Source organism: Modicisalibacter luteus DSM 23508, assembly GCF_000378505.1.
In the GTDB taxonomy this organism is placed as follows: domain Bacteria; phylum Pseudomonadota; class Gammaproteobacteria; order Pseudomonadales; family Halomonadaceae; genus Modicisalibacter; species Modicisalibacter luteus.
On the sequence record NZ_KB899997.1, the window covers coordinates 1 to 24,126 of the forward strand.

General features: G+C 59.7%; 27 protein-coding genes, 1 rRNA gene and 1 riboswitch. Of the genes, 18 read left to right on the forward strand and 10 right to left on the reverse strand.

All coding sequences use genetic code 11. The annotated features are described in order from the left end of the window. The first annotated feature begins 133 nt into the window (after positions 1-133). A 5S ribosomal RNA gene (gene rrf, locus F568_RS0113630) occupies positions 134-249 on the forward strand. A 473-nt stretch (positions 250-722) separates the two neighbouring features. Here rrf and F568_RS0113640 read toward each other — a convergent pair. Continuing rightward, a complete protein-coding gene (locus F568_RS0113640; protein WP_019019298.1) occupies positions 723-947 on the reverse strand; it encodes a hypothetical protein in 225 nt (74 codons plus the stop codon). A gap of 329 nt (positions 948-1,276) precedes the next feature. Between F568_RS0113640 and F568_RS0113645 the strand changes: the two genes are divergently transcribed. Next, positions 1,277-1,534 (forward strand): hypothetical protein, encoded by a 258-nt coding sequence (locus F568_RS0113645; RefSeq protein WP_019019299.1) that lies wholly within the window; start codon positions 1,277-1,279, stop codon positions 1,532-1,534. Positions 1,535-1,593: 59 nt separating this feature from the next. On the opposite strand, the gene mntP is transcribed toward F568_RS0113645, so the two are convergent. After that, positions 1,594-2,166 (reverse strand): manganese efflux pump MntP, encoded by a 573-nt coding sequence (gene mntP, locus F568_RS0113650; protein WP_019019300.1) that lies wholly within the window; start codon positions 2,164-2,166, stop codon positions 1,594-1,596. Between the two features lie 4 nt (positions 2,167-2,170). Beyond that, a riboswitch (yybP-ykoY riboswitch) is annotated at positions 2,171-2,328 on the reverse strand. A gap of 202 nt (positions 2,329-2,530) precedes the next feature. Here mntP and F568_RS25760 point away from each other — a divergent pair. Then, positions 2,531-2,920 (forward strand): hypothetical protein, encoded by a 390-nt coding sequence (locus F568_RS25760; protein ID WP_019019301.1) that lies wholly within the window; start codon positions 2,531-2,533, stop codon positions 2,918-2,920. A gap of 157 nt (positions 2,921-3,077) precedes the next feature. On the opposite strand, the gene F568_RS0113660 is transcribed toward F568_RS25760, so the two are convergent. Beyond that, a complete protein-coding gene (locus tag F568_RS0113660; protein ID WP_019019302.1) occupies positions 3,078-3,296 on the reverse strand; it encodes a hypothetical protein in 219 nt (72 codons plus the stop codon). Between the two features lie 397 nt (positions 3,297-3,693). Next, a complete protein-coding gene (locus F568_RS0113665; RefSeq protein WP_019019303.1) occupies positions 3,694-3,909 on the reverse strand; it encodes a hypothetical protein in 216 nt (71 codons plus the stop codon). A 587-nt stretch (positions 3,910-4,496) separates the two neighbouring features. Between F568_RS0113665 and rnk the strand changes: the two genes are divergently transcribed. Continuing rightward, positions 4,497-4,910 carry a nucleoside diphosphate kinase regulator gene (gene rnk, locus F568_RS0113670; RefSeq protein WP_156817450.1) on the forward strand — a complete coding sequence of 138 codons (414 nt, stop codon included), beginning with the start codon at positions 4,497-4,499 and terminating at the stop codon, positions 4,908-4,910. Between the two features lie 21 nt (positions 4,911-4,931). Then, positions 4,932-5,543, forward strand: a complete 612-nt coding sequence (locus F568_RS0113675) for a LysE family translocator (RefSeq protein ID WP_019019305.1) — start codon at positions 4,932-4,934, stop codon at positions 5,541-5,543. Here F568_RS0113675 and F568_RS22905 read toward each other — a convergent pair. Then, positions 5,540-6,028 carry a copper chaperone PCu(A)C gene (locus F568_RS22905; protein WP_019019306.1) on the reverse strand — a complete coding sequence of 163 codons (489 nt, stop codon included), beginning with the start codon at positions 6,026-6,028 and terminating at the stop codon, positions 5,540-5,542. The genes F568_RS0113675 and F568_RS22905 overlap by 4 nt on opposite strands. Positions 6,029-6,063: 35 nt before the next feature. Next, entirely contained in the window at positions 6,064-7,710 is a 1,647-nt protein-coding gene (locus F568_RS0113685) for an acyl-CoA dehydrogenase family protein (RefSeq protein WP_019019307.1), read from the reverse strand. Positions 7,711-7,791: 81 nt separating this feature from the next. Here F568_RS0113685 and F568_RS0113690 point away from each other — a divergent pair, with 81 nt between their 5' ends. Both F568_RS0113690 and F568_RS0113695 read left to right on the forward strand, forming a co-directional pair. Beyond that, a complete protein-coding gene (locus tag F568_RS0113690) occupies positions 7,792-8,382 on the forward strand; it encodes an NUDIX hydrolase (protein ID WP_019019308.1) in 591 nt (196 codons plus the stop codon). A 203-nt stretch (positions 8,383-8,585) separates the two neighbouring features. Continuing rightward, the gene (locus F568_RS0113695) at positions 8,586-9,080 is read left to right on the forward strand and encodes a glutathione peroxidase (RefSeq protein ID WP_019019309.1); all 495 of its coding nucleotides are present in this window, start codon (positions 8,586-8,588) and stop codon (positions 9,078-9,080) included. A 6-nt stretch (positions 9,081-9,086) separates the two neighbouring features. Here the strand turns inward: F568_RS0113695 and F568_RS0113700 are convergent, their stop codons facing one another. After that, the gene (locus F568_RS0113700; RefSeq protein ID WP_019019310.1) at positions 9,087-9,479 is read right to left on the reverse strand and encodes a DUF7079 family protein; all 393 of its coding nucleotides are present in this window, start codon (positions 9,477-9,479) and stop codon (positions 9,087-9,089) included. 171 nt (positions 9,480-9,650) lie between these two features. On the opposite strand from F568_RS0113700, the gene fabV reads away from it, so the two are divergent. Genes fabV through F568_RS0113715 form a run of 3 tightly spaced genes read left to right on the forward strand, consistent with a single transcriptional unit; the run spans position 9,651 to position 12,526 of the window. Beyond that, the gene (gene fabV, locus F568_RS0113705; protein ID WP_019019311.1) at positions 9,651-10,856 is read left to right on the forward strand and encodes an enoyl-ACP reductase FabV; all 1,206 of its coding nucleotides are present in this window, start codon (positions 9,651-9,653) and stop codon (positions 10,854-10,856) included. Positions 10,857-10,875: 19 nt separating this feature from the next. Continuing rightward, positions 10,876-11,559, forward strand: a complete 684-nt coding sequence (locus F568_RS0113710) for a DUF2959 domain-containing protein (protein WP_019019312.1) — start codon at positions 10,876-10,878, stop codon at positions 11,557-11,559. Next, positions 11,549-12,526 carry a GlxA family transcriptional regulator gene (locus F568_RS0113715; RefSeq protein ID WP_189459579.1) on the forward strand — a complete coding sequence of 326 codons (978 nt, stop codon included), beginning with the start codon at positions 11,549-11,551 and terminating at the stop codon, positions 12,524-12,526. Before F568_RS0113710 ends, F568_RS0113715 begins: the two co-directional genes overlap by 11 nt. On the opposite strand, the gene F568_RS0113720 is transcribed toward F568_RS0113715, so the two are convergent. Continuing rightward, positions 12,523-13,158: a class I SAM-dependent methyltransferase gene (locus F568_RS0113720; RefSeq protein WP_019019314.1), complete on the reverse strand. Its 636-nt coding sequence runs from the start codon at positions 13,156-13,158 to the stop codon at positions 12,523-12,525. The two genes, F568_RS0113715 and F568_RS0113720, sit on opposite strands and share 4 nt — an antisense overlap. 232 nt (positions 13,159-13,390) lie before the next feature. Here F568_RS0113720 and F568_RS0113725 point away from each other — a divergent pair, with 232 nt between their 5' ends. The 5 genes from F568_RS0113725 (at position 13,391) to astB (ending at position 19,617) form a co-directional block, all read left to right on the forward strand. Beyond that, on the forward strand, positions 13,391-14,605 hold the full coding sequence (locus F568_RS0113725; protein WP_019019315.1) for an aspartate aminotransferase family protein: 1,215 nt from the start codon (positions 13,391-13,393) through the stop codon (positions 14,603-14,605). A 66-nt stretch (positions 14,606-14,671) separates the two neighbouring features. Continuing rightward, positions 14,672-15,736, forward strand: a complete 1,065-nt coding sequence (gene astA, locus F568_RS0113730; protein ID WP_019019316.1) for an arginine N-succinyltransferase — start codon at positions 14,672-14,674, stop codon at positions 15,734-15,736. Beyond that, the gene (astA, locus tag F568_RS0113735; protein ID WP_019019317.1) at positions 15,736-16,752 is read left to right on the forward strand and encodes an arginine N-succinyltransferase; all 1,017 of its coding nucleotides are present in this window, start codon (positions 15,736-15,738) and stop codon (positions 16,750-16,752) included. The genes astA (F568_RS0113730) and astA (F568_RS0113735) overlap by 1 nt, the downstream gene beginning before the upstream one ends. Before the next feature lie 22 nt (positions 16,753-16,774). Then, positions 16,775-18,247 (forward strand): succinylglutamate-semialdehyde dehydrogenase, encoded by a 1,473-nt coding sequence (astD, locus tag F568_RS0113740; RefSeq protein ID WP_019019318.1) that lies wholly within the window; start codon positions 16,775-16,777, stop codon positions 18,245-18,247. A gap of 17 nt (positions 18,248-18,264) precedes the next feature. Beyond that, the gene (astB, locus tag F568_RS0113745) at positions 18,265-19,617 is read left to right on the forward strand and encodes an N-succinylarginine dihydrolase (RefSeq protein ID WP_019019319.1); all 1,353 of its coding nucleotides are present in this window, start codon (positions 18,265-18,267) and stop codon (positions 19,615-19,617) included. A 77-nt stretch (positions 19,618-19,694) separates the two neighbouring features. Here the strand turns inward: astB and F568_RS0113750 are convergent, their stop codons facing one another. After that, a complete protein-coding gene (locus tag F568_RS0113750) occupies positions 19,695-20,270 on the reverse strand; it encodes an NAD(P)H-dependent oxidoreductase (RefSeq protein ID WP_019019320.1) in 576 nt (191 codons plus the stop codon). A 137-nt stretch (positions 20,271-20,407) separates the two neighbouring features. Between F568_RS0113750 and F568_RS0113755 the strand changes: the two genes are divergently transcribed. The 3 genes from F568_RS0113755 to F568_RS0113765 all read left to right on the forward strand — a co-directional run bounded on the left by F568_RS0113755 (position 20,408) and on the right by F568_RS0113765 (position 23,056). Next, the gene (locus tag F568_RS0113755) at positions 20,408-21,301 is read left to right on the forward strand and encodes a LysR family transcriptional regulator (RefSeq protein WP_019019321.1); all 894 of its coding nucleotides are present in this window, start codon (positions 20,408-20,410) and stop codon (positions 21,299-21,301) included. Between the two features lie 149 nt (positions 21,302-21,450). Then, the gene (locus F568_RS0113760) at positions 21,451-22,434 is read left to right on the forward strand and encodes an SDR family oxidoreductase (protein WP_019019322.1); all 984 of its coding nucleotides are present in this window, start codon (positions 21,451-21,453) and stop codon (positions 22,432-22,434) included. Positions 22,435-22,552: 118 nt separating this feature from the next. Beyond that, positions 22,553-23,056 carry a GNAT family N-acetyltransferase gene (locus tag F568_RS0113765; protein WP_019019323.1) on the forward strand — a complete coding sequence of 168 codons (504 nt, stop codon included), beginning with the start codon at positions 22,553-22,555 and terminating at the stop codon, positions 23,054-23,056. Between the two features lie 23 nt (positions 23,057-23,079). Here F568_RS0113765 and F568_RS0113770 read toward each other — a convergent pair whose 3' ends face one another. Then, entirely contained in the window at positions 23,080-24,114 is a 1,035-nt protein-coding gene (locus F568_RS0113770) for an SDR family oxidoreductase (protein ID WP_019019324.1), read from the reverse strand. Positions 24,115-24,126 lie beyond the last annotated feature (12 nt).

The following is a 24,126-nucleotide window of genomic DNA, read 5'->3' on the forward strand; positions in this document are numbered from 1 at the left end:
AGGGGCCTTGAGAGGCCCGGGTAGTGGTCGCCACGACATACGGATACGCGAGTCGTATCGCCAGTCAGCTTGATCACGTTGTAAAGTGCACCGTTTCCGGGTGCTGCGCCACGCGCAGCATGCCACAGTTACGCCTGACGACCATAGCGAGCGGGTCCCACCTGACCCCATGCCGAACTCAGCAGTGAAACCGCTCAGCGCCGATGGTAGTGTGGGGCCTCCCCATGCGAGAGTAGGTCATCGTCAGGCATCTTTTCGAAAACCCCAGCCAGCCGGCTGGGGTTTTTTCGTTGGGGGAAAGAAGAGCAATCTGTGGATCCTGAGAAGTACAAGAAAGGCTTGGCATAGTTTCAAGGATGCGCGGTAACCACGGCAGAAATATTTAACTCAGGCTTGGTACAAACGCTCCGTGGCACGTTACCCCAGCAGTTACCACACCGGCTCCTGCTCACTTTGGTTTGCTAATTAGTACGATTCAGTTCGCCCGAATCATACGGGCGGTAGTTGTACATGGCTTTCAGCGTGAACTCGGTGTAAAAGTCCTTTTCCACTCACTGAGCACTTCGTTAAGTGGGATAGGCGCTCCTTATTTGGTTTGGTCCAGGCGGTCACTTTTCATTTAAGTTGTGTCCAGTGCCATGACCGTCCCTGAAGCCAAAACGCTCAACGCTCTGGCTTCAGAGCCATGCCGCCGGTGGGAACAAGACAGCGTTAACGCATATCTAGCGCTGAACTACGATGGGTTCGTCCTGGTCGGGGTTCACCTGTATCTCGACCCCCATGAAGAGGTTGGGGTCGGTATCCGCCATCGTGGTCTTGGCCTGTTCCAAGCTATGCTGCATCAGTTCGGCCATCTTGACCGGAGTGACGGTAATGGACTCAGGATAGCGTCGCTCCGCCAAGCGGTACTCAGTGATGGCAGATTTCAATTCGTCGGTTATGCTCATGTGGTCTCCTAATCGAGCGGCGTACCCTAACATTACAGGGCATGCATCCCAAGCAAGGTTTGCTGAAAAGTATTCCTTTCCATGACATGCCACCTCCCTGTCGTATAAGACTCAGCAGGCCATGACTCAAGGAGCATTCCCTTGATTGTGCGTAAAAAATTGTTTTAGAAAGAAATTTAGGATTCTGTCGTGTATGCTTTGGTTGTACTCGGCTTGTACATGAAGAATTTTGCTTTATGCTAGGCATTTGTTAGCAGCCGTATCGACTGGCTGCGCTAACTCTACCTGGTCACGGAAAGATCAGGAAAATACATCTGGCAGGAGGCCATATGCTAAATCGCTCTAGGCAAGTTACGTGCCCTACATGTTCCGGCACCAATTACTGGAAAGGCAACCCGGACCCCACCTCGGCCCTACATTGTCGTTATTGCGAAAACTTCGTAACGACGTATGACGATTACATCCGGAGCGCTATTCAACACGAAGCTGAGCAGTTACTGGCGCAGTTCACTGAAGCACGTACTGCCGATGATCTGGCCTATCTCAAGCGTGTACTGGCCGAGCCAGAGCAGCGCTTGAGTGCCTGATTAGCCGTGCCCAAGCACGTCAAGTCTGACGACACCAGGCTAGACGTGCCTAGGTTGGCTCAGGCGAGCAGGCCCAGATGCTCGACAAGAATCGTCGAGCCAATGCCAATCAAAATGATCCCTCCTACAATCTCAGTCCGTTTTCCGACAATCGTTCCTAGTACACGCCCCAGCATGACGCCGAGCGTCGTCATGCATAGTGTCGCCATGCCAATGGCCAGCGCCGTCCAGACGATATGAACGTCCATGAAAGCCAGGCCGACACCGACCGCCAACGCATCGATGCTGGTCGAGAAGGCTGTGAGGACCAAGCGTAGGGAGGAGTGACGCGAAGTCCTGGGCTGTGGGGTAGCTGTATCCCGCTGCAGCCCCTCAAGGATCATGTGACCGCCCAGCATCAGCAACAGCGTGAACGCGATCCAGTGGTCCCACGCGGCGACATACTGCGCCATCGATAGGCCAAGCGCCCACCCCACCAGTGGCGTTACCGTTTCAACGACGCCAAAGATCATGCCGGTACGCAGAGCTTCTGCGAAGCGGGGACGATGAAGCGTAGCGCCTTTGCTCAACGAAGCCACAAAGGCATCGCTAGACATCGAGAAGGCTAAAAGGAAGGTAGAAAACAGGGACATTGGCAGGCGCCCGCGCCGGTGATACGAGTCAATGACAAGCGCGCCACCGGCTAGAGCGCGGGCATGTCATTGGTCTCGCCAACCTTGCGGCCACCCGTGCCACGGCAAATGCCGACTGTGTTGACACGGGGACTTCCTTGGCGGAAGCAGGCTACTCCCCAAAAAACGAGACCCATCTTACCCGAAAGGCGAACGCGAGTCACATTGCCGCTTACGCACGCTTCAGGGTGTATCTTCTCATGCTTCGGTATGGTCCCGGTCAAGAGAAAGCAGGGTTTGCCAAAGCCTGTTTAAGGGGGATACCGGTGTCGATGTGGCAGTGGTACGTTACGTTTCGATAACAACACAAAAGGCAGGAGGCCTTATGTTTAATCTTTCACGCTCAGTCACTTGCCCCCATTGCCAAGGCACCAATTTCTGGAAAGGCGACCCTGCACCTGCCGATGCGCTGACCTGTCGTTACTGCCGATCCCTGATCACGACTTATGACGAGTACATCTACGAATTCGTCCGTGAGGAAGCGGCACGTATGCTGGCCCAGTTCATGGAGACCGACTCCAAACGTGACTTGGCGCTAATCAAGCATGCCTTGTCACAGCAGCATCTGCCTGGCTACAGGAAGGCTCCGTTGAGGCAAGGGACGACTCTAGAACATGGGGAAGAGGTGAAAGGCGTGCGCAGGAAGCTGAACGGGCAGTTATTGCCGAGAGCAAGGCGCTGGTATCGGTTCGACGACCAGCCCTTGAGCCCGTAACGGATAGAGCCGCTATATAACTATGACGAGGGCCGGCAAATGTCGGCCCTCGTAGTTTGATGAAAGGGTGCGGGGCAGCGCATCGGCCCTTGAATTAGGTGAGGTGCATGGCCTGGCCACCTTCACTTGGTGAGCCAGGCCATGCGGCACCGAACATTTAGTGCACCACTTTCCATAGCTGCAGAAGCGGTTCCTTGATTCCATTACGCCGGGCCACGTATTCCGCTTCCCGTCGTGCATTGGCAGCCTGTTCAACACTCAGTGGTCCATCGTCGAGGCTGCGGCGGGCTGTTGCAATGGAATGGTCTGCCCGGGAAATCCTGTCGATACCCAACCAAACGCGAATTGAATGTGCCGTTCTCTGTGTCTTGTCCATAAGGTACTCCTCCGTGTTTCACAAAGGCTTTCCGTGCCTTTTCTATACATTAGTACACATCGCGTTACATTCAAGGAAAATAACCTGCTCCTTTGGTGCCTATAGCGCTTTGAATCTATGCAGTCCAGAAATGGGCACGTTGAGTGAGCTTATGATTAACGTTTCTGTATCTCTGTATATCGATAACGGAGGCGCAATAGCATGGAACAACTAGGCAGTTGTAATCGCGTCGGCCAATGGCGAAGGGAACTTGTGCTTAAGGGGACAGCACAACGGAACCGAAGGGTACGGCGGAGGGGGAGGAAGCTAAGCTGCGCTGCTCGCAACGGTGAAGGTAGGGCCATGATGGATCAGCCCGGTGCGTTACCGGGCTGTTATGCAGATAAGCGTGTGAGGCTCAATTCATCCGCTTGGAAACAGTGCAGCGGCAAGTATCGTGGCCCACTTCATCAACACGCAGCTGATAGTACGCAAGCTTCGTCACGTTGCCTTCCTTGGAGACTGGAGAGTTTCGATCGATCACATGGCATGTGACACCTTCAGCCAGTTGGCTCACACGAGGTTTCAGCCACCACTGCGGTATTTCCAAGGTTCTTTTGTTCGCGAAATCCATTTCGTTCATCTCCTTTGCTTCTTAAGGCGCCATTACGGCTTAGTACGGTATCCTTCCGCTAGGGTGTCAAGGTAGACGACACGCGCCGTCTTGTCATGCTTGGAGTGTCATCAGTGCAGGCAGCCTGCAGAGGCAGGGTTTTGCTGGCCTCATCAAGAATTCGCGCTAGCTGCCGATGATGAAAAGGATGTCTTACGTGGCCAAGGATAGAGCTGATCCACTTCGTGGAAGCAACAGTGAAGTTGCCAGCGAAAAAGCGCTTTTCGGTAATAATTCAGACTCAAAATCTTCACATGATGCTAATAAAGCGTCTAAATCGTCTTTTCCTTTTTCGATGGGCAGCAAGAGAGCCGTCGTAAGATGGCCTAGCTGTATCCCGCATTTGCATTTGCCCGGTGACCTCGCGTCCCCGGGCTTTTTTTCGTTGCGACATCTTTGTCTTGCGGGATTTAGCCTTTAGTCGAAGATGCTTGCTCTTACCGTCGGGGGTAAGAGGCGCTATTATCGAAAAGCTGACAGTCCTTCGTGAAAACGCATGAAGGACTGTTTTTTCTGCGCGATTGCGCATGGCCAAAGAGAAGGAGTCTCTGATGCCGCGCCCGATGCTTGTCATGAATCGGCTGGATGCCGAACGTGTCCAACACCTGATCGACACCTGTGATAAACACAACCGTTCCGTTGCCGAGATTCTACAGGCCGAACTGCTGCGTGCCGAAATCTTCGATCCCGAAGAAATGCCGGCAGATGTGATCAGTATGAACAGTCAATTTCGCTTTACCGAACTGACCTACGGCAACGCCATTACACGCACCCTTGTCTATCCGCATGCGTTGGCTGAGACGCCGGATGGACTTTCAATTCTGGCGCCGGTCGGTGCTGCCCTGTTGGGGTTACGCGTAGGCGAGTCCATCGACTGGCTGTTGCCCGACGGGCGCCCGACGCGCCTGCGAGTCGATGCCATCCTTTGGCAGCCGGAAGCCGCCAAGCAGTATCATCGCTAGCCGAGTCTATAGAGGAAAGGTATGCCGCTAACACTATGGCTGTCGCTGGCCGCAGTCTGTGCGATGGGAGCCATGTCGCCGGGGCCTAGCCTGGCGATGGTCCTGCGGCATACATTGGGAGGCGGTCGTACACCCGGCGTCGTGGCTGGGCTTAGTCATGCGTTGGGGGTCGGGTTCTATGCCCTACTGACGGTCTGGGGGCTAGGCGCCGTGATCACGCATCAGCCCATGCTATTTAATATGATTACCTGGGCCGGCGCTGCCTATCTGGCCTGGCTGGGGATCAAGGCGCTGGGTGCCGGACGTGGCGGTGCGCTGGAAGCCCAAGCCGTCATTACCAACCCGGTCCAGGCCGCGCGTGACGGTGTGCTGGTTGCCTTGGCCAATCCCAAGCTGATCCTGTTCTTCGTCGCGCTGCTCAGCCAGTTCGTCAGTGCCGACATGGGATGGATGGCAAAGGCGATCATCGTCGCGACGGCAACATTAATCGACGGCGCCTGGTATGTGCTGGTCGCTGTGGCGCTGTCGCATTCCCGGGTGATGCCCTGGCTACAGGCGCGCGCTCATTGGATCAATCGAATCACCGGGGTGTTACTGCTCGCCCTGGCATTGCGAGTGTTGCTCGGTCCCTAGTGCCGGTGAGGCTCGTTCGTCTTCTGTCCGGTGTTGTTGCCCTGTACCTGAACATCGATTTCCAGTGAAGGGTGATGCTGGAATTCCAGCGTCAGTGGAAGTCTGTCTCCCGGCTTGAGCGCGTGCTTCAATCCAATCAACATTAGGTGCACGCCATTCCCGGGGCGCATCTCCACGCTGTCCCCTGCGGCGATCTCAAGGTTTTTAATATGCCGCATGCGCATCATCCCGTTGTGCATTGACATGTCATGCAATTCCACCGCCTCGCTGATTGGTGATCGAGCCCCGGTCAGGATCACCGAGTGCTGTCTGGCGCCGATGGTGAGGTAGGCGGCGCCAGTCGGGGCACCTGGCGGCGTCGACATGGCGAAAGCGCTAGTGATATGGATACCGTTCCGGCCGGTCGTGTCGGGCTGTGCCAGCAATCGTGTCGGCTCGGCCATGATCGATAAGGCCAACAGGAGCATCGCGAGTGAGCGGATCATGTCTGGTTCAAGGCAGTGAAAGATGTGCCGGCTTGTCAGGGCACGATACGTGAAAGAATAGCGTCGAGCGGTGCATTGAAGGGTAGCACGCCATAAACGGGACTGGCGTCGTGGCCCAGTCGGCTGCGACAGAAAGTCTGTGCCACTGCCTCGGGCGCATGGCGCAGCAGTATCGCGGCTTGCAGGCACTGGGCCATACGCTGGGTAAGCCAGCGAGCATTGGCTTCGATCTCGTCCTTGGGGCGATGCAGCAGTGTGTCGAGTTGCGCCAGCGACTGGTCATAGTGGTTCGAATGGCCGCGTGCCGTGGCCAGCTCGGCACGAAACGCATCGATACACTCGGGATGACGCCCCAGGATACGCAGGACATCCAGGCAGATCACATTGCCTGAGCCCTCCCAGATGGAATTGACCGGCGCCTCGCGATACAGGCGGGCGAGAGGTGTTTCCTCGACATAGCCGATGCCTCCCAGGCACTCCATGGCCTCGGCCATGAAACCGGGGCCTCGCTTGTTGTGCCAGTATTTTGCGAGCGCCGGCAGAAGGCGGGCCAGAGCGAGTTCATGAGGGACGTGCGGAGTATCGTAGGCACGAGCGGTACGCATTGCCAGTGCCAGGCTGGCTTCGGCTTCCAGAGCAAGGTCGGCGATCACCCGGCGCATCAAGGGCTGCTCGGCAAGACGACGCCCGAAGGCATGGCGCTCACGAACATGCAGCCAGGCTTCCAGCAGTGCTTGGCGCATCATTCCCGCCGGAGCGGTAGCGGCATCTAACCTGGTCTGTTGAACCATCTCAAGGATGTTGGCGATACCCCGATCCGGCGAGCCAATGGCTTCTGCCCAGGCGCCACAGTACTCTATTTCCGCCGAGGCATTGGCACGATTGCCGCACTTATCCTTGAGGCGTTGCAACTCGATGGCATTGCGTTCGCCATCGGGGGCGAAGCGGGGCACCAGAAAGCATCCGAGCCCATCGTCGGTCTGGGCCAAGGTCAGAAAGGCGTCCGACATCGGCGCGCTGCAAAACCACTTGTGGCCGGTCAGGCGATAGCCGCCCTCATCGCGAACGGCCTGGGTAGTATTGGCGCGAACATCGCTTCCCCCCTGTTTCTCGGTCATCGCCATGCCCAGGGTAACGGCGGGTTTTTCCCAGGCGGGTACGGCACGTGGGTCATAGTCCCAAGCCTGCAGGCGAGAACACCAGGCCTTGTAGACGTTCGGCTCATGACGTAGTGCCGGTACAGCGGCATGCGTCATGGTCACTGGACAGCAGAAGCCCGGCTCGGCCTGGGTGAGCAGGTAGAGCGCTGCGACATGCGCCTGGTGGCCGCCCCGCTGCTCCTCCTCCCAGGCAACCGTGTGCCAGCCATGATCGAATGCCAAGTGCATAAGTTGGTGATAGGCAGGGTGGTAGCTGACCTCATCGAGGCGGCGACCGTAGCGGTCGAACTGCCGTAGCTCGGGAGAGTGGCGGTTGGCTTCTTCGCCCAACGCCTGGAACTCGCGACTACCGACGGCGGTACCCAACGGAGCAAGGCGGCGAGTGACCCATGCCGGCGCTTCGCGGGCCAAGGCCTCGCGTAGCGGACGATCAAGAGCCAACAGGTCGCGATCCCGCGGGGGGAGCGGCTGGTTGTCGACGCTGTGTGTGGCCAAGCGGCTTCGTGGGGCGCGGTCGTGCATGACGAGTCTCCTTGTCAGCTTGAGCATGGAACCCCGTGTGCATGCGGTCAATTCAGCCCTTGTCGCAGGAGACGATGACGCATGAGCAGCTTTTCTGGCATGCTGGGCCGGTATTATTCCAAGGAGCCCGGCATGTCAGTCGATATGGATCGCACCGTCCCCATCAAGAAGGAGCGCATCCAACTCGTCGATGCCACAAACCGGCCCTGCGGTAGTGCCGAGCGCGCCATGATGCGGCGTTTTCACTTCTGGCACCGGGCTACTTACGTCTTTGTCCTTAATGCGCATCATGAGCTCTGCGTGCAGGTCCGTACGATGACCAAGGAAGTGTTCCCGGGGCATTACGATCTGGCCACCGGTGGCGTGGTTGGCGCCGGCGAACCGGTACATCTGGCGGCACGTCGGGAACTGGCTGAGGAGTTGGGCATCGAGAGGGTGCGCCTGCAGCCGTGTTTCGATTTTCGCTTTGCCGAGCAGGGTAATCATATTTTCGGCAGTGCGTTCTTGGCCAACTACGATGGCCCGCTGTGCCTCCAGCCGGAAGAGGTCGCCGATGCGCTGTGGTTGCCGGTGGCCGAGGCGCTGGCTCTCGAGCCAGCCACACCGGACAGTCGCCTTGCGCTGGAAATGATGCTTGATCGCGGCCTACTGGACATGGGAAAGCCCCGTTGACCTGGCCATGGGCGGCAAGCGTTGGCGCAACGTGCTCGGCGACCCAGGCAGGGCTATGCTGAAATAGGCAAATCCGGCAGAAGCGTTCGCCAACGAAAGGGCAACGTCGTTGGCACGCCATCATGAGACATGGCATCTTTGCGGCTGACCACCGGGCGGGAGATATTTTACGTCCAAGGCGGACCATAGCGAATCGGCGGGTTATGCAAATCTATACACAGGACTGTCGCATCCAGAGCGGCGAACCTTTCAACCTGCGCGCACTGCGTGGGCAGGTACTGCTGATCGTCAATGTCGCCAGTCGCTGCGGGTACACGCCGCAACTCAGCGAGCTCGAACGTCTCTATCGCCGCTATCGGGATCAGGGGTTCACCGTACTGGCCTTTCCCTGCAATCAGTTCGCCAACCAGTCTCCCGAATCCGCACGAAGCTTTGCCGAATTCTGTGAGCGTAACTACGGCGTGACCTTTCCGATCATGGAAAAAGTGCGGGTCAACGGCAGTCGGGCCCATCCATTGTTCACGCTATTACGAAAACAGGCGCCAGGTGTGCTGGGCAGCACCCCGATCAAGTGGAATTTCACCAAATTCTTGGTGGGGCGTGACGGTCAGGTCATCTGCCGTTTCGCGCCGCGCGACGGTATGCAGCGCATCGTACCCAAGCTGGAGGCAGCCTTGGATACGCCATTCTCGGCATGATGCCGTTCAGGGAGGCGTTTCGCCACGCACTTCCATCAGGCGCGTCATCAGCAGGTTCCAACGATGGCGGGTCATCATCGTGGTAAGCCCCGAAAATAGCATCCAGAATCCCTTGCGCCAGCCGCGCAAGCGTCGGTAATGGATGACTAGATGCGTCAGTAGGCGATTCTCATCGAAGCTGCGCCATCCCCCGGTCATGGACATCTGTTGGCGTGAGAGCACTGGCGCAAGTTCCAGGCGAAAGATCCACTCCAACTGATCAAGGGATAGATCGTGACGCTCGATGACCTCGATCATGTGCTGGTAGTCGCTTTCGCGCGGCTCGCGGTCTAACCACAACGGTGCCAGTGCTAACCATAACTCGCCGCGCCTGGCGACAAGGGCTTCGATTTCTTCCACGGTTTGCTCGCTACTTGTCGGTTAGGTCGGCATCTTCGACCATTGTTTGGATGAGCTCAAGCAAGGCGGACAGGGAATCGTCTAGCCGCTAGAATAGCCGCAAATCAGCGGCTCCCGATTCGATGCCATCCTACGGGAGCAAAATCTGTAAATATAAAGTCGAGGTCTGACGTGATCATCAAACCCAAGGTTCGCGGTTTTATCTGCACCACTACCCACCCCGCTGGCTGCGCACAGAACGTACTCGAGCAGATCGAGGCCACCCGCGCCGCGGTCGGCAATGCCGACAAGGCCAAGGGCCCGAAGAAGGTGCTGGTGATCGGTGCCTCCAGTGGCTATGGCCTGGCGGCACGAGTCACCGCGGCCTTTGGCTATGGAGCCAGTACGCTCGGTGTATTCTTCGAGAAGCCCGGCACCGATAAGAAGCCGGGCACGGCGGGCTGGTACAACTCCGCTGCCTTTGATCGTTACGCCAAGGAAGAAGGCCTCTACAGCAAGGCTATCAACGGCGATGCCTTTGCCCATGAAACCCGCGAAAAGGCCATTGAGCTCATCAAGCAGGATCTCGGCGAAGTCGATCTGGTGATCTACTCCTTGGCCTCGCCGGTGCGCAAGCTGCCCGACAGTGGCGAGGTCAAGCGCTCAGCGCTCAAGCCGATTGGCGAGACCTACCGCGCCACTGCCATCGACACCAACAAGGATACGATCATCGAGGCCGAGGTCGAGCCCGCTACCGAACAGGAAATCGCCGACACCATTCAGGTCATGGGTGGCGAGGACTGGGAACTGTGGATCGATGCGCTCGATAAGGCCGGCGTACTGGCTGACGGCGCCAAGTCGGTGGCCTTCAGCTACATTGGCACCGAAATCACCTGGCCGATCTACTGGCATGGTGCACTGGGCAAGGCCAAGGAAGACCTCGATCGCGCCGCTGGCGAGATCGACAAGCGCCTGAGCGAGAAGGGTGGTAGCGCCAACGTGGCGGTACTCAAGTCGGTGGTCACCCAGGCCAGCGCCGCTATTCCGGTCATGCCACTGTACATCGCCATGGTATACAAGGTGATGAAGGAGCAGGGCCTGCACGAAGGCACCATCGACCAGCTTAATCGTCTGTTCCGTGACCGCCTATATGCCGATGGCGCGCCCGAGACCGATGAGGCCGGCCGCCTGCGCCTCGACGATTGGGAACTGCGCGACGACGTTCAGCAGGCCTGCAAGGACCTGTGGCCGCAAGTGACCACGGAGAACCTGTTCGACATCACCGATTACGCCGGCTACAAGTACGAATTCCTGAAGCTGTTCGGCTTCAAGCGTGATGACATCGACTACGATGCCGAGACCGACCCGGTCGCGGATTTCGATGTCGTTCAATTGTGATTCAGACGTAGGCAAGCTCATGACGAGGCGAACACGACATCAGCGTGCTGCTGGCTGGCTGTGGCCGCTACTGCTGGTCGTACTGGTCGGCATGGCCGGCTGTCAAAGCGCTTATTTTAGCGCGTTGGAAAAGGTCGGCATTCACAAGCGCGACGTGCTGGTCGACCGTGTCGAGGAGGGCCGTGACGCGCAGCAGGCGGCTCAGGAACAATTCTCCTCGGCACTCGAGCAGTTTCGGGCGGTTGTGCAGGTGCCCGAGAGCGAGCTCTCGCAGACCTACGACCGCTTGAACGCTGAGTACGAGGATAGCGAGGCCGCCGCCAAGCGTGTCGAGGCGCGCATCGAAAGTATCGAGGACGTGGCCGAGGCGCTGTTCGACGAGTGGGAAGACGAGCTCTCGCTGTACCAGAGTGCCGACTATCGTCGACTGTCCGAGCGGCAGTTGCGCGATACCCGGGTGCGTTACGCTGAGATGATCGAAGCCATGCACGATGCGGCCGACAGCATGCAGCCGGTATTACTAGCAATGCGCGACAATATGCTGTTCCTCAAGCACAACCTCAACGCTCGCGCAATCGGGGCCCTGCGAGGCGAAGTGGAAGGGCTGGAGCGTGATGTAGCGGCGTTACGTCAACGCATGCAGGCAGCCATCGCACGCTCTGACGCCTTCATTGCCGAGCTCGGCAGCCACGATGCCCCCTGACGCATCATCTTCTTTTCCTCACTCTGGATTTGCCCGGCAGGTCGGCTTCGTGCTGCTGCCGGGCTTTTCCCTGCTCGCACAGGCGTGTGCACTGGAGCCGTTGCACGTTGCCAATCGGCTGTCCGGGGCAAGGCTTTATACCTCAATGACCTTCGGTATGGATACGCGTGAAGTGAGGAGTGCTGCCGAACTTACCCTGACGCCGGAGGGCGCGGTCGGTGGCGATATCGGTGCGCTGGATCTGTTGTTCGTTTGTGCTCCCAGTCAAACGACCCACACCCCAGCCGGTCTGCTGGACTGGTTGAAACGTTTGGCCGGGCGCGGCATCGTCCTGGGCGGCATAGCCGGTGGAACCGAAGTCCTGGCCCGCGCCGGGGTGCTCGACGGGTATCGCGTGACATTGCCCTGGCAGAATGCCGAGACATTCGCTCGCAACCACCCGACGGTGCGCGTGACGAATCAGTTGTTCGAGATCGATCGGGATCGGTTGACCTGCGGTGGTGGCACGGCGGCGATGGATATGATGATGACCCTGATCGGTCAGCAGCATGGCCAGCGCCTGGCCGAGCGCATTTCAGAGCACTTCGTATGTGAACGTATCCGCATGGGCGACGAGCCCCAGCATGCGCCGTTACGTTCGCGGCTTGGCCACGCGCCGCAGAGCTTGCTCGATGCTGTCACCCTGATGGAATCGAACATCGAGGAACCGCTTACCACCCACGAGCTTTCCGAGCATCTAGGGATTTCGCGGCGTCAGCTCGAGCGGCTGTTCAAGAAGTACCTTCAGGCGGTGCCAAGTCGTTACTATCTCGGCCTGCGCCTGCAACAGGCCCGCAAGTTACTGCGCGAGACCGACCAGGCCGTGGGTGACATCGCCCTACAAACGGGCTTTTCCTCGGGAGCGCATTTCTCGACGGCTTACCGCAATCATTTCGGCATGACGCCGCGGGAAGAGCGGATGCTCTAGGCAGTCTGGTAAGCCGTCGCTTTTCTGGCAACCAGTGCCCGAAACAGCGAGCCCATCATTACCGGTTCGTCCTGCTCGACCACGAACCCAGCCTGTTGTAGCAAGGGGCCGGCCTGCCGGGTGATATCGGTAGCTATGGCAGTGGTCGCCAGGTTGAGCGCGCGCCGACCCCAGCCTGAGGAATGACTATCGGGCTGGAACTTGTCCATGATGGACAATCGACCATTATCGGCCAAAACGCGATGCACTTCGGCCAGGCCGCGCTCGGGACGCGGCATCACTGCCAGGATGAGATGCATGATTACCATGTCGAAGTGTTTGTCGGGGTAGTCGAGAGACTCGGCGTCCATGACGCGTGCCTGGCAGTCGAAGCCAAGCTCGTCGGCACGTGCCTGGAAGCGCTTGACCATGGCCGGGCTAAGATCCGCGCCGTGCAGTTCGATGTCGCGGGGGAGATAGGGCAGGTCGAGGCCGGTTCCGGCACCAACGATTAGCACGCATTGCCCGCTGTGCAAGTCGTTGGCTTCCAGCGACTTGCGCCGGGCACGGCGGAAGGCTCGATCAGCGATAAGGTCGTATATCGGCGCATAGAGGGTATAGCGCAAGCGATTCCAGGCGGTGGTGTTAAGCATGGCGTTATCTCCTCTGGCGTCCAACTGCTATCCAATCACACTTTTCCGTACTGAAAATGACACTGCCACGAGCTCATGGCGATAGCCGCTTTTCATAATTCGTCGTCCCATTGCTGAAAGCCATGTCTGCTTTCCCCACTTATACTCGGGTGTCATCGTGCGATACACGACGGCCGAGATGGCATTCCGCCGCTTGAGCATATGACACCAATCCCACTGGCTGGAGAACACCATGGCTTATACCCCGACCCGCGAAGATTTCGACCGTTACATGGTGCCTAACTATGCACCACAGAAGACCATACCGGTGCGAGGCGAGGGGAGCCGCCTGTGGGATCAGGAGGGGCGCGAGTACATCGATTTCGCTGGTGGCATTGCCGTCAACTCGCTGGGCCATTGTCATCCTGCCCTGGTCAATGCGCTCAAAGAACAGGCCGACAAACTCTGGCATCTTTCCAACATCTATACCAACGAGCCGGCACTCAAGCTGGCCAAGGCATTAGTCGAGCGCACCTTCGCCGACAAGGCTTATCTGTGCTCTTCCGGTGGTGAGGCCAACGAAGCCGCCTTAAAGCTGGCCCGTCGCTGGGCGCATGACAACTACGGCGAGCGCAAGGCCAAGATCATTTCCTTCCGCCAGTCATTCCACGGCCGCACCCTGTTCACTGTCAGTGTCGGTGGCCAGCCCAAGTACTCCCAGGGCTTCGGGCCGGTGCCGGGTGGTATCGTGCATGCCGAGTTCAACAACCTCGATAGCGTGCGCGAGCTGATCGATGACGATACCTGCGCCATCATCGTCGAGCCGATGCAGGGCGAAGGCGGCATCGTCCCCGCCACGCAGGAATTCCTTGAAGGCCTGCGCGAGCTGTGCGATCGCCACAACGCGCTACTGGTCTTCGACGAAGTGCAGTCGGGCATGGGCCGTCCCGGCACCCTGTTCGCATACATGCGCTACGGCGTCACCCCGGACATTCTGACCAGTGCCAAGTCGCTGGGTGGCGGCTTCCCGGTTGGCGCGATGTTGACCAAGGATGACATTGCCAAGGTACTGGTCCTGGGCACCCACGGATCGACCTATGGCGGCAACGCCTTGGCCTCTGCCGTTGCTCTGGCAGCGCTCGAAACCATTGATACTCCGGAAGTTCTCGAGGGCGTCCAGCGTCGTCACGAGCGTTTCCGTGAGCATCTGGAACGCATCAACGCCAAGTATGGCGTATTCCGCGAAATTCGCGGCATGGGCCTGTTGATCGGCGCGCAGATGTCGGCGGATTACGAAGGCCGTGCGCGGGATATCCTGCCGCTGGCCATCGAGGAAGGTGTGATGGCCCTGATCGCGGGTCCCGACGTGCTGCGTTTGGCGCCGTCGCTGGTGATTCCCGAAGCCGACATCGACGAAGGCATGCAGCGCCTGGAACGGGCCGTCGCCCGTCTCGTCGACAACGCATGAGACTTGCCCCGGCTGCAATGAACCATTCGCAGTCGGGGCTATCGGGATCTGACAAGAGGGAACACCATGCTGGTCGTTCGTCCTGCCAAGCCGGCGGACCTGCCTGGGCTGGAGCGCCTGGCCGGCACCGCCACCCCCCGGCTTACCAACCTGCCCGCGCACCGTGACCGGCTGGAAGAACGCATCTCGCGTTCGCAGCGTTCGCTTTCGCGCGAGGTAGAGTTTCCAGGCGAAGAGAGTTACACCTTCGTACTCGAGGACTTGGAGCGAGGCGAGGTGGTGGGCACTGCCACTATCCGCGCCCAGGCCGGGGCGCATGAGGCGTACTACACTTATCGACAGGAAACGCTGATCCACGCCTCCCAGCAACTCAATGTACGCCGTGAGGTGCAGACGCTCTCCCTGTCCCACGAGGTTTCCGAGGCCACGTTGCTCTGTGCGCTGTCTCTCGACTCGCGTTACAAGGGCACCAGCGCCGAGAGTCTACTTCGCCGCGCGCGGTTGATGTTCATTGCCCAATATCCTGAACGCTTCGCCGAAATCCTGGCGATCGCCTTCCCCGGTTATCTCGACGGCGATGGCGAGTCACCGTTCTGGAACAGCGTTGGCCGCCATTTCTTTGTGCGTGGTTACCAGGAGATCAATCACTTGGCTGGCGTGCGCTCGAAGAGTTTCATCGCCGAGGTAATGCCACAGTTTCCCCTCTACTTGCCGTTGCTCACACCGCAGGCGCGGGCCGCGATCGGCCGCGAACATCCGCATCATGAAACGGCGCTTGATGAGATGCTTGCCGAGGGGTTTGTTCGCTCAAGGCATGTCGACATCTTCGATGCCGGCCCGGTAATCAAGGCCGAGCGTGAACGGCTGCAGACATTCCGCCGCAGCACTTGGCATCCGGTACGAGTCCGGCCTGCCTCGTCATTGCCTGATGCTGAGCCGGCAATGATCGCCAATCAGAAGCTAGACGGATTCCGCTGTGTGGTGGCCCGCTATGCACTTTCCCCAACCGGTCAGCTAATGCTCTCACCGGAGCATGCCGAGCTGCTTGGTGTCGAGGAAGGCCGGGCGGTGCTGGCCGCGCCACTGGCCCTGCCCATTGGGGAAGATATCTTCGACGAGGGGGAGCTGTGATGCGCATCCGACCTATCGCCCGCGACGATCTGGACGGCCTGCAGCGTCTGGCCCAGGAAACCGGCGTCGGCTTCACTTCGCTGCCTGACAACAGAGAATTCCTGGCCGGCAAGATCGAGTCCGCGGCACGCGCCTTCGAGGAGCGCACGCCGGTCGATGACCGCCTGTATTTCTTCGTATTGGAAGACGAGAGCAATGGTGAATTGGCCGGCTGCTGCGCTATCGAGGCTCAAGTCGGCCGTGAAGTGCCGTTCTACCACTACCGAGTAGGCAAGCTGGCGCACTCGTCGGTACAGCTAGACCTGCATCGAACCATCGACACGCTGTTCTTGAGCTCCGACCACACTGGCGATGCTGAGGTGGCATCGCTCTACCTGCGCCCCGAATACCGTCGCGACCGCAATGGTGCGCTGTTGTCCAAGGCGCGTTGGCTATTCATGGCGCAGTTCCGTGATCGTTTCCCGGACAAGGTACTGGCCGAGATGCGCGGTGTGTTCGACAAGAACGGCATCAGCCCGTTCTGGCAGTGTCTGGGTAGCCACTTCTTCCCCATGGACTTCAACGAGGCCGACCGCCTGACGGGCATGGGCCAGAAGAGTTTCATCGGCGAGCTGATGCCCAAATTCCCGATCCATACCACGTTCCTCAGCGAGGAAGCTCGGGCCTGCATCGGGAAAGTTCACGAGCACACCCGCCCGGCGCTGGAGATGCTCAAGAAGGAAGGTCTGCGCTGGGAGGGCTACGTCGATATCTTCGATGGCGGCCCCACGGTGGAAGCGTACATCGACGATGTTCGCGCCGTACGTCTTTCACGGCTGTGCCAAGTCGAGATCGGGCGCGACCTGGACCATGGCGAGCGGCCGAGCTGGTTGGTATCGACCACCGGCATGGTCGACTTCCGGGCGGCATGGATCGGTCGGGGCCCGAGCGAAGACGGCACGCTGACACTGACCGAGGAGGAGGCGTACCGACTGAACGTAGGCACGGGCGATTCCCTCCGCGTTCTGGAAACCTGAGCGGGATACTAAGGAGAGAATTATGCACGCCAAGCAACAACTCTTGATCGGTGGCCGCTGGGTTGACGGTGAGGCAGAACGTTTCGACAAATGCGATCCGATCACCGGTGACACGCTGTGGCAGGCCCAGGCCGCCAGCGCCGGGCAGGTCATCAGTGCCGTCGCTGCGGCCCGTGAGGCGTTCCCGGGGTGGGCTGGCCGTCCGTTGAGCGAACGCCAAGCGCTGCTAGAGCGTTTCCGCGATGAGCTTGAAGCCAACCGTGAGGCACTTGCTAAATGCATTGCCCATGAGACCGGCAAGCCGCTATGGGAATCGCGTACCGAAGTCGGCGCGATGATCGGCAAGATCGGTATCTCGGTCACCGCCTACGCGGACCGCACCGGCGAACGCAGCCGTGATGTGGCCGGTGGCACCCAGGCCGTACTGCGCCATCGCCCGCACGGCGTCATGGCAGTGTTTGGCCCTTACAACTTTCCCGGTCATTTGCCCAATGGACATATCGTTCCTGCGTTATTGGCCGGCAATACCGTGGTCTTCAAACCCAGCGAACAGACTCCGATGACCGCCGACCTGACTCTGCAGTGCTGGCAGGCGGCTGGCCTGCCGGATGGCGTAATCAACCTGGTCCAGGGCGCAGCCCCGGTCGGTCAGGCACTGGCCGGTGAAGGCGGCATTGATGGTCTGCTGTTCACCGGCAGTGTCAAGATCGGCCGGATGCTGCACGAGCAGTTCGCGGGGCAGATGGGCAAGATCCTGGCTCTGGAACTGGGGGGCAACAATCCGCTCGTGGTCAGAGACGTGCCCGATCAGGCTGCAGCGGTACTCACCATTCTGCAATCGGCGTTCCTTTCCGGCGGGCAGCGCTGCACCTGTGCCCGGCGTCTGATGGTACCCGAAGGCGAGGTCGGCGACCGCTTGATCGAGGCGCTCAACGATGCCATTGGCAAGCTGCACATTGCCGCGCCATTCAGCGAGCCGGCACCGTTCTATAGTGGCCTGGTCAGTCCTGCAGCTGCTGAGGCGATGCTGCGTGCCCAAGACGACCTGGAAAGTCGGGGTGGCACCGTGCTGTCTCGCATGCGGCGGGTGGTCGACGGCACCAGCCTGGTCACGCCAGCGCTGATCGACGTCACCGGCCTCGATGTCCCCGACGAGGAGCACTTCGGGCCGCTGCTCAAGGTCCATCGCTACCGTGACTGGAACGAGGCTATCGCGCTGGCCAACGATACCCGCTACGGCCTGGCGGCGGGCTTGATCGGTGGGAGCCGGGACGATTGGAACGACTTTCTGTTGCGCATCCGTGCCGGGATCGTCAATTGGAACCGACAGACTACCGGCGCCTCCAGCGACGCGCCGTTCGGCGGCATCGGTGACAGCGGCAACCATCGGCCCAGTGCCTACTACGCGGCCGATTACTGCGCCTACCCGATCGCCTCGATGGAAGGTGAATCATTGGCGATGCCCGACAACCTGCCGCCGGGCGTGACGTTATGAGAGGCAATGTGAGCGACATGAACGTACAGGAAGTCAACTTCGACGGGCTAGTGGGTCCCACACATAACTATGCCGGGCTGGCTCACGGCAACGTTGCCTCGATGCGCCACGGCGGCCTGGCCTCCAATCCGAAGGAGGCCGCGCTGCAAGGCTTGGCCAAGATGAAGGCCCTCAAGGATGCCGGCTACCCTCAGGGCGTGTTGCCACCGCAGCAACGCCCGGATCTCGGAGCCCTGAGGGACCTGGGGTTCAGCGGCAGCAATGCCGAAGTGCTCGAGCGTGCCGCCCGCGAGGCGCCGCAACTCTTGCGTGCTGTCTGTTCGGCTTCGTCAATGTGGACCGCCAACGCTGCCACGATCACCCCCAGCGGTGATGCGCCGGATGGTCGTGTGCACTTTACGGCAGCCAACCTGCAGTCGAGCTTTCACCGCTTTCTCGAGCCACAGACCACCGCTCGCGTGCTGGCGGCGATGTTTCACGATGAGTCACGCTTTGCCCACCACCCGGTACTGCCGGCAACTCCGGCGTTTTCCGATGAAGGCGCGGCTAACCATACCCGACTGGCCGCGGCCCATGGTGAACCCGGGGTGCATCTCTACGTCTACGGCCGCCAGGCATTCGGCGGCTCTGGAGAAAGGCGAGAGCCCAAGCGCTTCCCTGCGCGCCAGACCCTGGAGGCCAGCCAGGCCGTGGCGCGCCAGCATGGCCTGTCCGATGCGCAGACGGTGTTTGCCCAACAGCACCCTGATGCCATCGATGCCGGCGTGTTCCACAACGACGTGATTGCCGTCGGCAACGGTCCAGTGCTGCTCTATCATGAGATGGCCTTTCTCGACGAGGAGAAGACCCTCGACGAGCTGCGCCGCAAGATGACCACCCCATTGATCCCGATCCGCGTGCCCAGCGAGGCGATTAGTCTTGACGATGCCGTGAGCTCATACCTGTTCAACTCGCAGCTTCTTACCCAGCCTGACGGTTCCGGTGCCATGTCACTTGTGGTGCCCGGCGAGTGCGAGGAGAACGAGGCGGTATGGCGGGCCATCCAGGATCATCTGCTGGCCGGTAACAACCCGATCAACGAAGTGGTGGTCAAGGACGTCAAGCAGAGCATGCGCAACGGGGGCGGCCCAGCCTGTCTGCGTCTGCGGATCGTGCTTTCCGAGGCAGAGCGTCATGGACTGACCGGACGCGTGCTGCTTGATGACGCGCTATATGGCGAGCTTACCGACTGGGTGAATCGTCACTACCGTGATCACTTGAGTCCGGAGGATCTCGCCGACCCGCAGCTCGCCGAAGAAACGCTCACCGCCTTGGATGAGCTGACACGCCTGCTCAACCTGGGCAGCGTTTACCCGTTCCAACTGGACTGAGGGTTGTCCATCAAGGCCGTTGTCTCTCGGTACCCCGCCTGTCGGCGGGGTTTTTTCCTCACAACGCGGTGCAACGATCAGAAGATGTGTTTCAGGTGCTCGCGATAGGCGGCGATATGGCCTTCAATATCGGGTGCCTTGATTACATCGTTGGCAAGAAACGTAGGCAGCGCCTCCAGACCGATGAACTCCTGGGACTTGTGAAACGGGAAATAGACGGCGTCCACGCCGCGCCCTTCAAAGAAGTTGCCAGGTTCGTCAAAGGCTTCGCGCGGCGCATTCCAGGTCAGCGAAAGCATGTAGCGGCGGCCCTGCAACAGGCCACCGCTGCCATAGTGACGGCTAGGGTCGTGACGTGAACGACCGTCGTTGGCATACATCGAGCCATGGCCTGCCGTGAACACTTCATCGATGTACTTCTTGACGGTCCAGGGCGCGCCCATCCACCAGCCGGGCATCTGATAGATGATCACATCGGCCCAAAGGAAGTTCTGAACCTCCTCATCGATGTCATAGCCATCGTCGACCCGGATCTCCTTGAGTTCATGGCCCATTTCCGCCAGCGTGCCGCGTGCGGTGTCGTGCAGGGTGTCGTTATAGCGTCCGCCAGAGTGCGCAAAGGCCTTGCCGCCATTGATGAGAAAAATCTTCACGGCCTCTCCTATCGAGTGAGGTTGCGATTATGAATGGACGTATTCTGGCGATACCTAGGTTGACGAAAAAGCCTGTAAACTGGGAAAGATAATTGATGCGAGTGCAATAATCCGCACAGGGGCACGGCGAGATAACCATGAAAACGACCCTGGAAGAATATCTGGCGTTTCGGACGGTGGTGGAAGCCGGCTCGATCACGGCCGCTGCCGATCAGCTCGGTCAAACGACCTCGGGCGTCAGCCGGACTCTGCGTCGACTGGAGCAGAAACTGGGCATCACTCTGTTGCGCCGAACCACACGCAAACTGGAACTGACTGACGAAGGCCGAGAGTTTCTCAGTCGAACACGCTCGATTCTCGATGCAGTGGAAGCGGCTGAAGAGCAAATGGCGCTATGCAGTCAGCAGCCGGCAGGACGCCTGCGAGTCAATGCCGCACCGAGTTTCATGCAACATGTCATTGTGCCGCTGATCGGCGAGTTCCGGCGACATTACCCAGGCATCACGCTGGAGCTTGATACCCATGATCGCTATATCGACCTGCTCGAGCAGCGCACAGACATCGCCATTCGCTTTGGAGAATTACGGGATTCCACCCTGCATGCGCGATTATTGGGGCATACGCCGCTGCGCCTGCTAGCCAGCCCCGATTACCTGGCCAGGCACGGGGAGCCGCAGAACGTTGCCGAGCTGACGCAACATACGCTGTGCGGTTTCAATCGGTTGGATGAACTCAATCGCTGGCCGTTGTTCGATACCGCGGGGCAACCATTGATGATCACACCGGACATCGCGGCCTCCAGCGGGGCAACCCTCCAGGCTCTGGCCTTGGCCGGGCAGGGCATTGTCTGCCTGGCCGATTACATGACGCGTAGCGACCGTGAGCAGGGCCGCCTCGTCCCGGTGCTGGCGGCCCAGACCCAGCATAGATATCAGGTCATTCATGCTGTCTTCTATCGCAACACGGCGCTGTCATTGCGGATCACGCTATTTCTCGATTTTCTCGCCGAACGCCTTGATGGCCGCCTGTGAATTGGCTCCATCATGGGGCAGGGTGCCCCTCGTCCCGCCTGTTTGCTGAGGTTCGACTACGTTAAGACAGGCCCAGGTACACATGCGAGTCGGTGCTTGTAAGGTGTACTGGGCTTGCGTATGTCGCAACCCACAGGAAGGAGACGAATATGTCCCATGATTTGCAGGATGCTGTCGTCGTCATTACCGGTGCCTCCAGCGGCATCGGGCGTGCCACCGCACATGAATTTGCTCGCCAGGGCGCGGCCTTGTTTCTGGCGTCCCGCGACAAGCAGGCGTTACATGACGTTGCCGAGGAGTGCCATCGTCAGGGTGGGCAAGCCAGGATCGTCGTGGCCGATGTGACACGCTCCGAGGATGTCGAGCGCCTGGCGCGGACTGCATTCGATACGGCAGGCCGTATTGATGTCTGGGTCAACAATGCTGGCATAGGCGCGTTGGGTGCCTTCGATGAGATCCCCCTCGAGTCGCATGAGCAGGTCATCCAGACCGATCTTTTGGGCTATGTGCGGGGCGCTCACGCCGTATTGCCCTATTTCAAGCGCCAACAGTCGGGCGTACTGATCAACAACATTTCGCTGGGCGGCTTTGCGCCCCAGCCGTATGCGGCGTCCTACTCGGCGGCCAAGTTCGGTCTGCGAGGATTTGCCGAAAGCCTACGGGGCGAGTTGCATGCATGGCCGCATATTCATGTCTGTAACCTGTATCCCCCTGTCATGGATACGCCCGGGTTTCGTGATGGCGGCAACTATACAGGGCGGGCCACCAAGCCTGTGCCCCCCGTCTACGATCCGCGTCGTACGGCACGCGCCATTGTGAATGCGGCGCGTCGCCCGCGGCATAGCGTGTATGTAGGCAGCGTATCGCTACTGGCCAAGTTCGCTTATGCGCTGGTGCCCGGCTTCAATCTGGCCAATGCGCGTATGGTCGAAACAGCATTGGGTAGGGCAGATCCCGATGCCACCTCGTCGGGCAACCTGTTTGCACCACCGAGTGGCGAACGGCGTATCGATGGTGGGTTCCGCGATCCCGCAGCACAACGTACGACAGCGTTAGCCACGACAGCCGTGGCGGCTGCCGTCCTCGGCGGGTTCTGCCTGTATCAATGGCGTCGGCGACATCAGGATCGATAGCGGGCTTGCCCGCGTGCGGTGTCGTGCGGGTTCAGGCTACAAATCTTGGCGTCGTGACGCAGGTGTGCGATAAGCAAGCGACACGCCTGTACAGAACAGCCCAAGGAGATGAATTGGCATGCCAAGCTCTGTCGTCCTCGTTCCGTTGCGCCCGGACTCGCCGCATGTGGTCACGGTTGCCACCTGGCAACACGAGGCTTGGGGACATCTGAATCCGTCGCTGGGCTTTACCGGGCGCTGTGACGAAGTTCGCAGTGAGTGCGGCAGTGGCGGGGTACCCCGGGTGTTCGTGGCCATGAGTAACGACCGTCCCGTCGGTACCGCCAGCCTGATCGAGTGCGACATGACGAGCCGGCCGCACCTGACCCCCTGGCTGGCGTCGGTTTTCGTCCTTCCTGAATGGCGTGGGCAGGGGATTGCGTCTCGCTTGGTGAAGCGGGTCGAGGAAGAGGCGCGTAGTACAGGGCTTGAACGCTTCTATCTCTACACGCCGGATCAGCAGTCATTGTACGGACGTCTGGGCTGGCAGGAACGCGAACACCTGACCTATCGCGGTGAAGCCGTCACCATCATGACGCGGACCTTGAACGACGATGCCCCGACCACGCAGGCCGGGGTATGAAGCAACTCTTACGCTGATCAGCCTCAGTGGCGCCGAAACTTGTTTGGCGAGGCCTTGCCGCTCAGGGCGGCAAGGCCAAGCACGGCACCGGCGATGACTGCTGTCGTCAGCAGAGGATGAAACGAAGACTGAGTGTAAATACTCGATTTCGAGACATGGCTCGGGTAGCTCGTCGTTTCGCGCATGTCCTGGGTAGGTGAGTTCAGCGCGAAGCGCTGACGATGTTCGGGCTGTCCCGACTTCTGCTGACGTATCACCGATGCTTCCATGGCCTTGTCGGCCAGGCGTGGCGCGATCTGGCCTAGCGCAGCGATCATTTTGCCACCCCCGCCGACGACCATGTCGCGATGTGGCTTCACCGCGCAACGCAGAATGGCCTCGGCCACCACCCTCGGATCATAAAGGGGCGGCGGCAGGGTGGGCTCTTCCTCCATGTAATTCTCGGCATGCTCGGGGAAAGGTGTAGCGATACTGCCTGGCTTGATCAGGGTGACGGCAACCGGCGCGCCATCCTCTTCGAGCTCCATGCGCAAGGCATCGGTGAAGCCTTTCACGGCATGTTTCGACGCAGAATACATGCCCTGTATGGGCAGGGCACGGTCCGACACGGCCGAACCGAGGTTGATGATGACACCACCGAAATCACGCGGTTTCTGGGTGTAGTAACGCGCTGCCTCCAACGAGCCATGCACGACGCCCCAGAAATTGGTGTTCATTAGCCGGTGGTTGTCTTCCATCTTGATGTCGAGCATCCGGCCGAAGATCGAGGCGCCAGCGTTGTTGATCCAGGTATCGAAGCCGCCGAAGCTTCCGATAGCCTTGGCAGCGAGTTCGCGAACCTGGCCCTCGTCGCCGACGTCGGCGACGACATACGTTGCCTCGGCGCCAGCCTCGCGACACTCTCCGACGAGCAGCGAAAGGGCCGTCTCGTCGCGAGCCGCAAGCACAAGACTGGCGCCGTGTTCGGCCGCCATGCGCGCCGTGGCCAGACCAATGCCCGTTGTGGCGCCGGTAATCACGATGACCTGCTTATCGAGCGGTTTCAAACGCAGTGCCATGTTGCTCTCCTT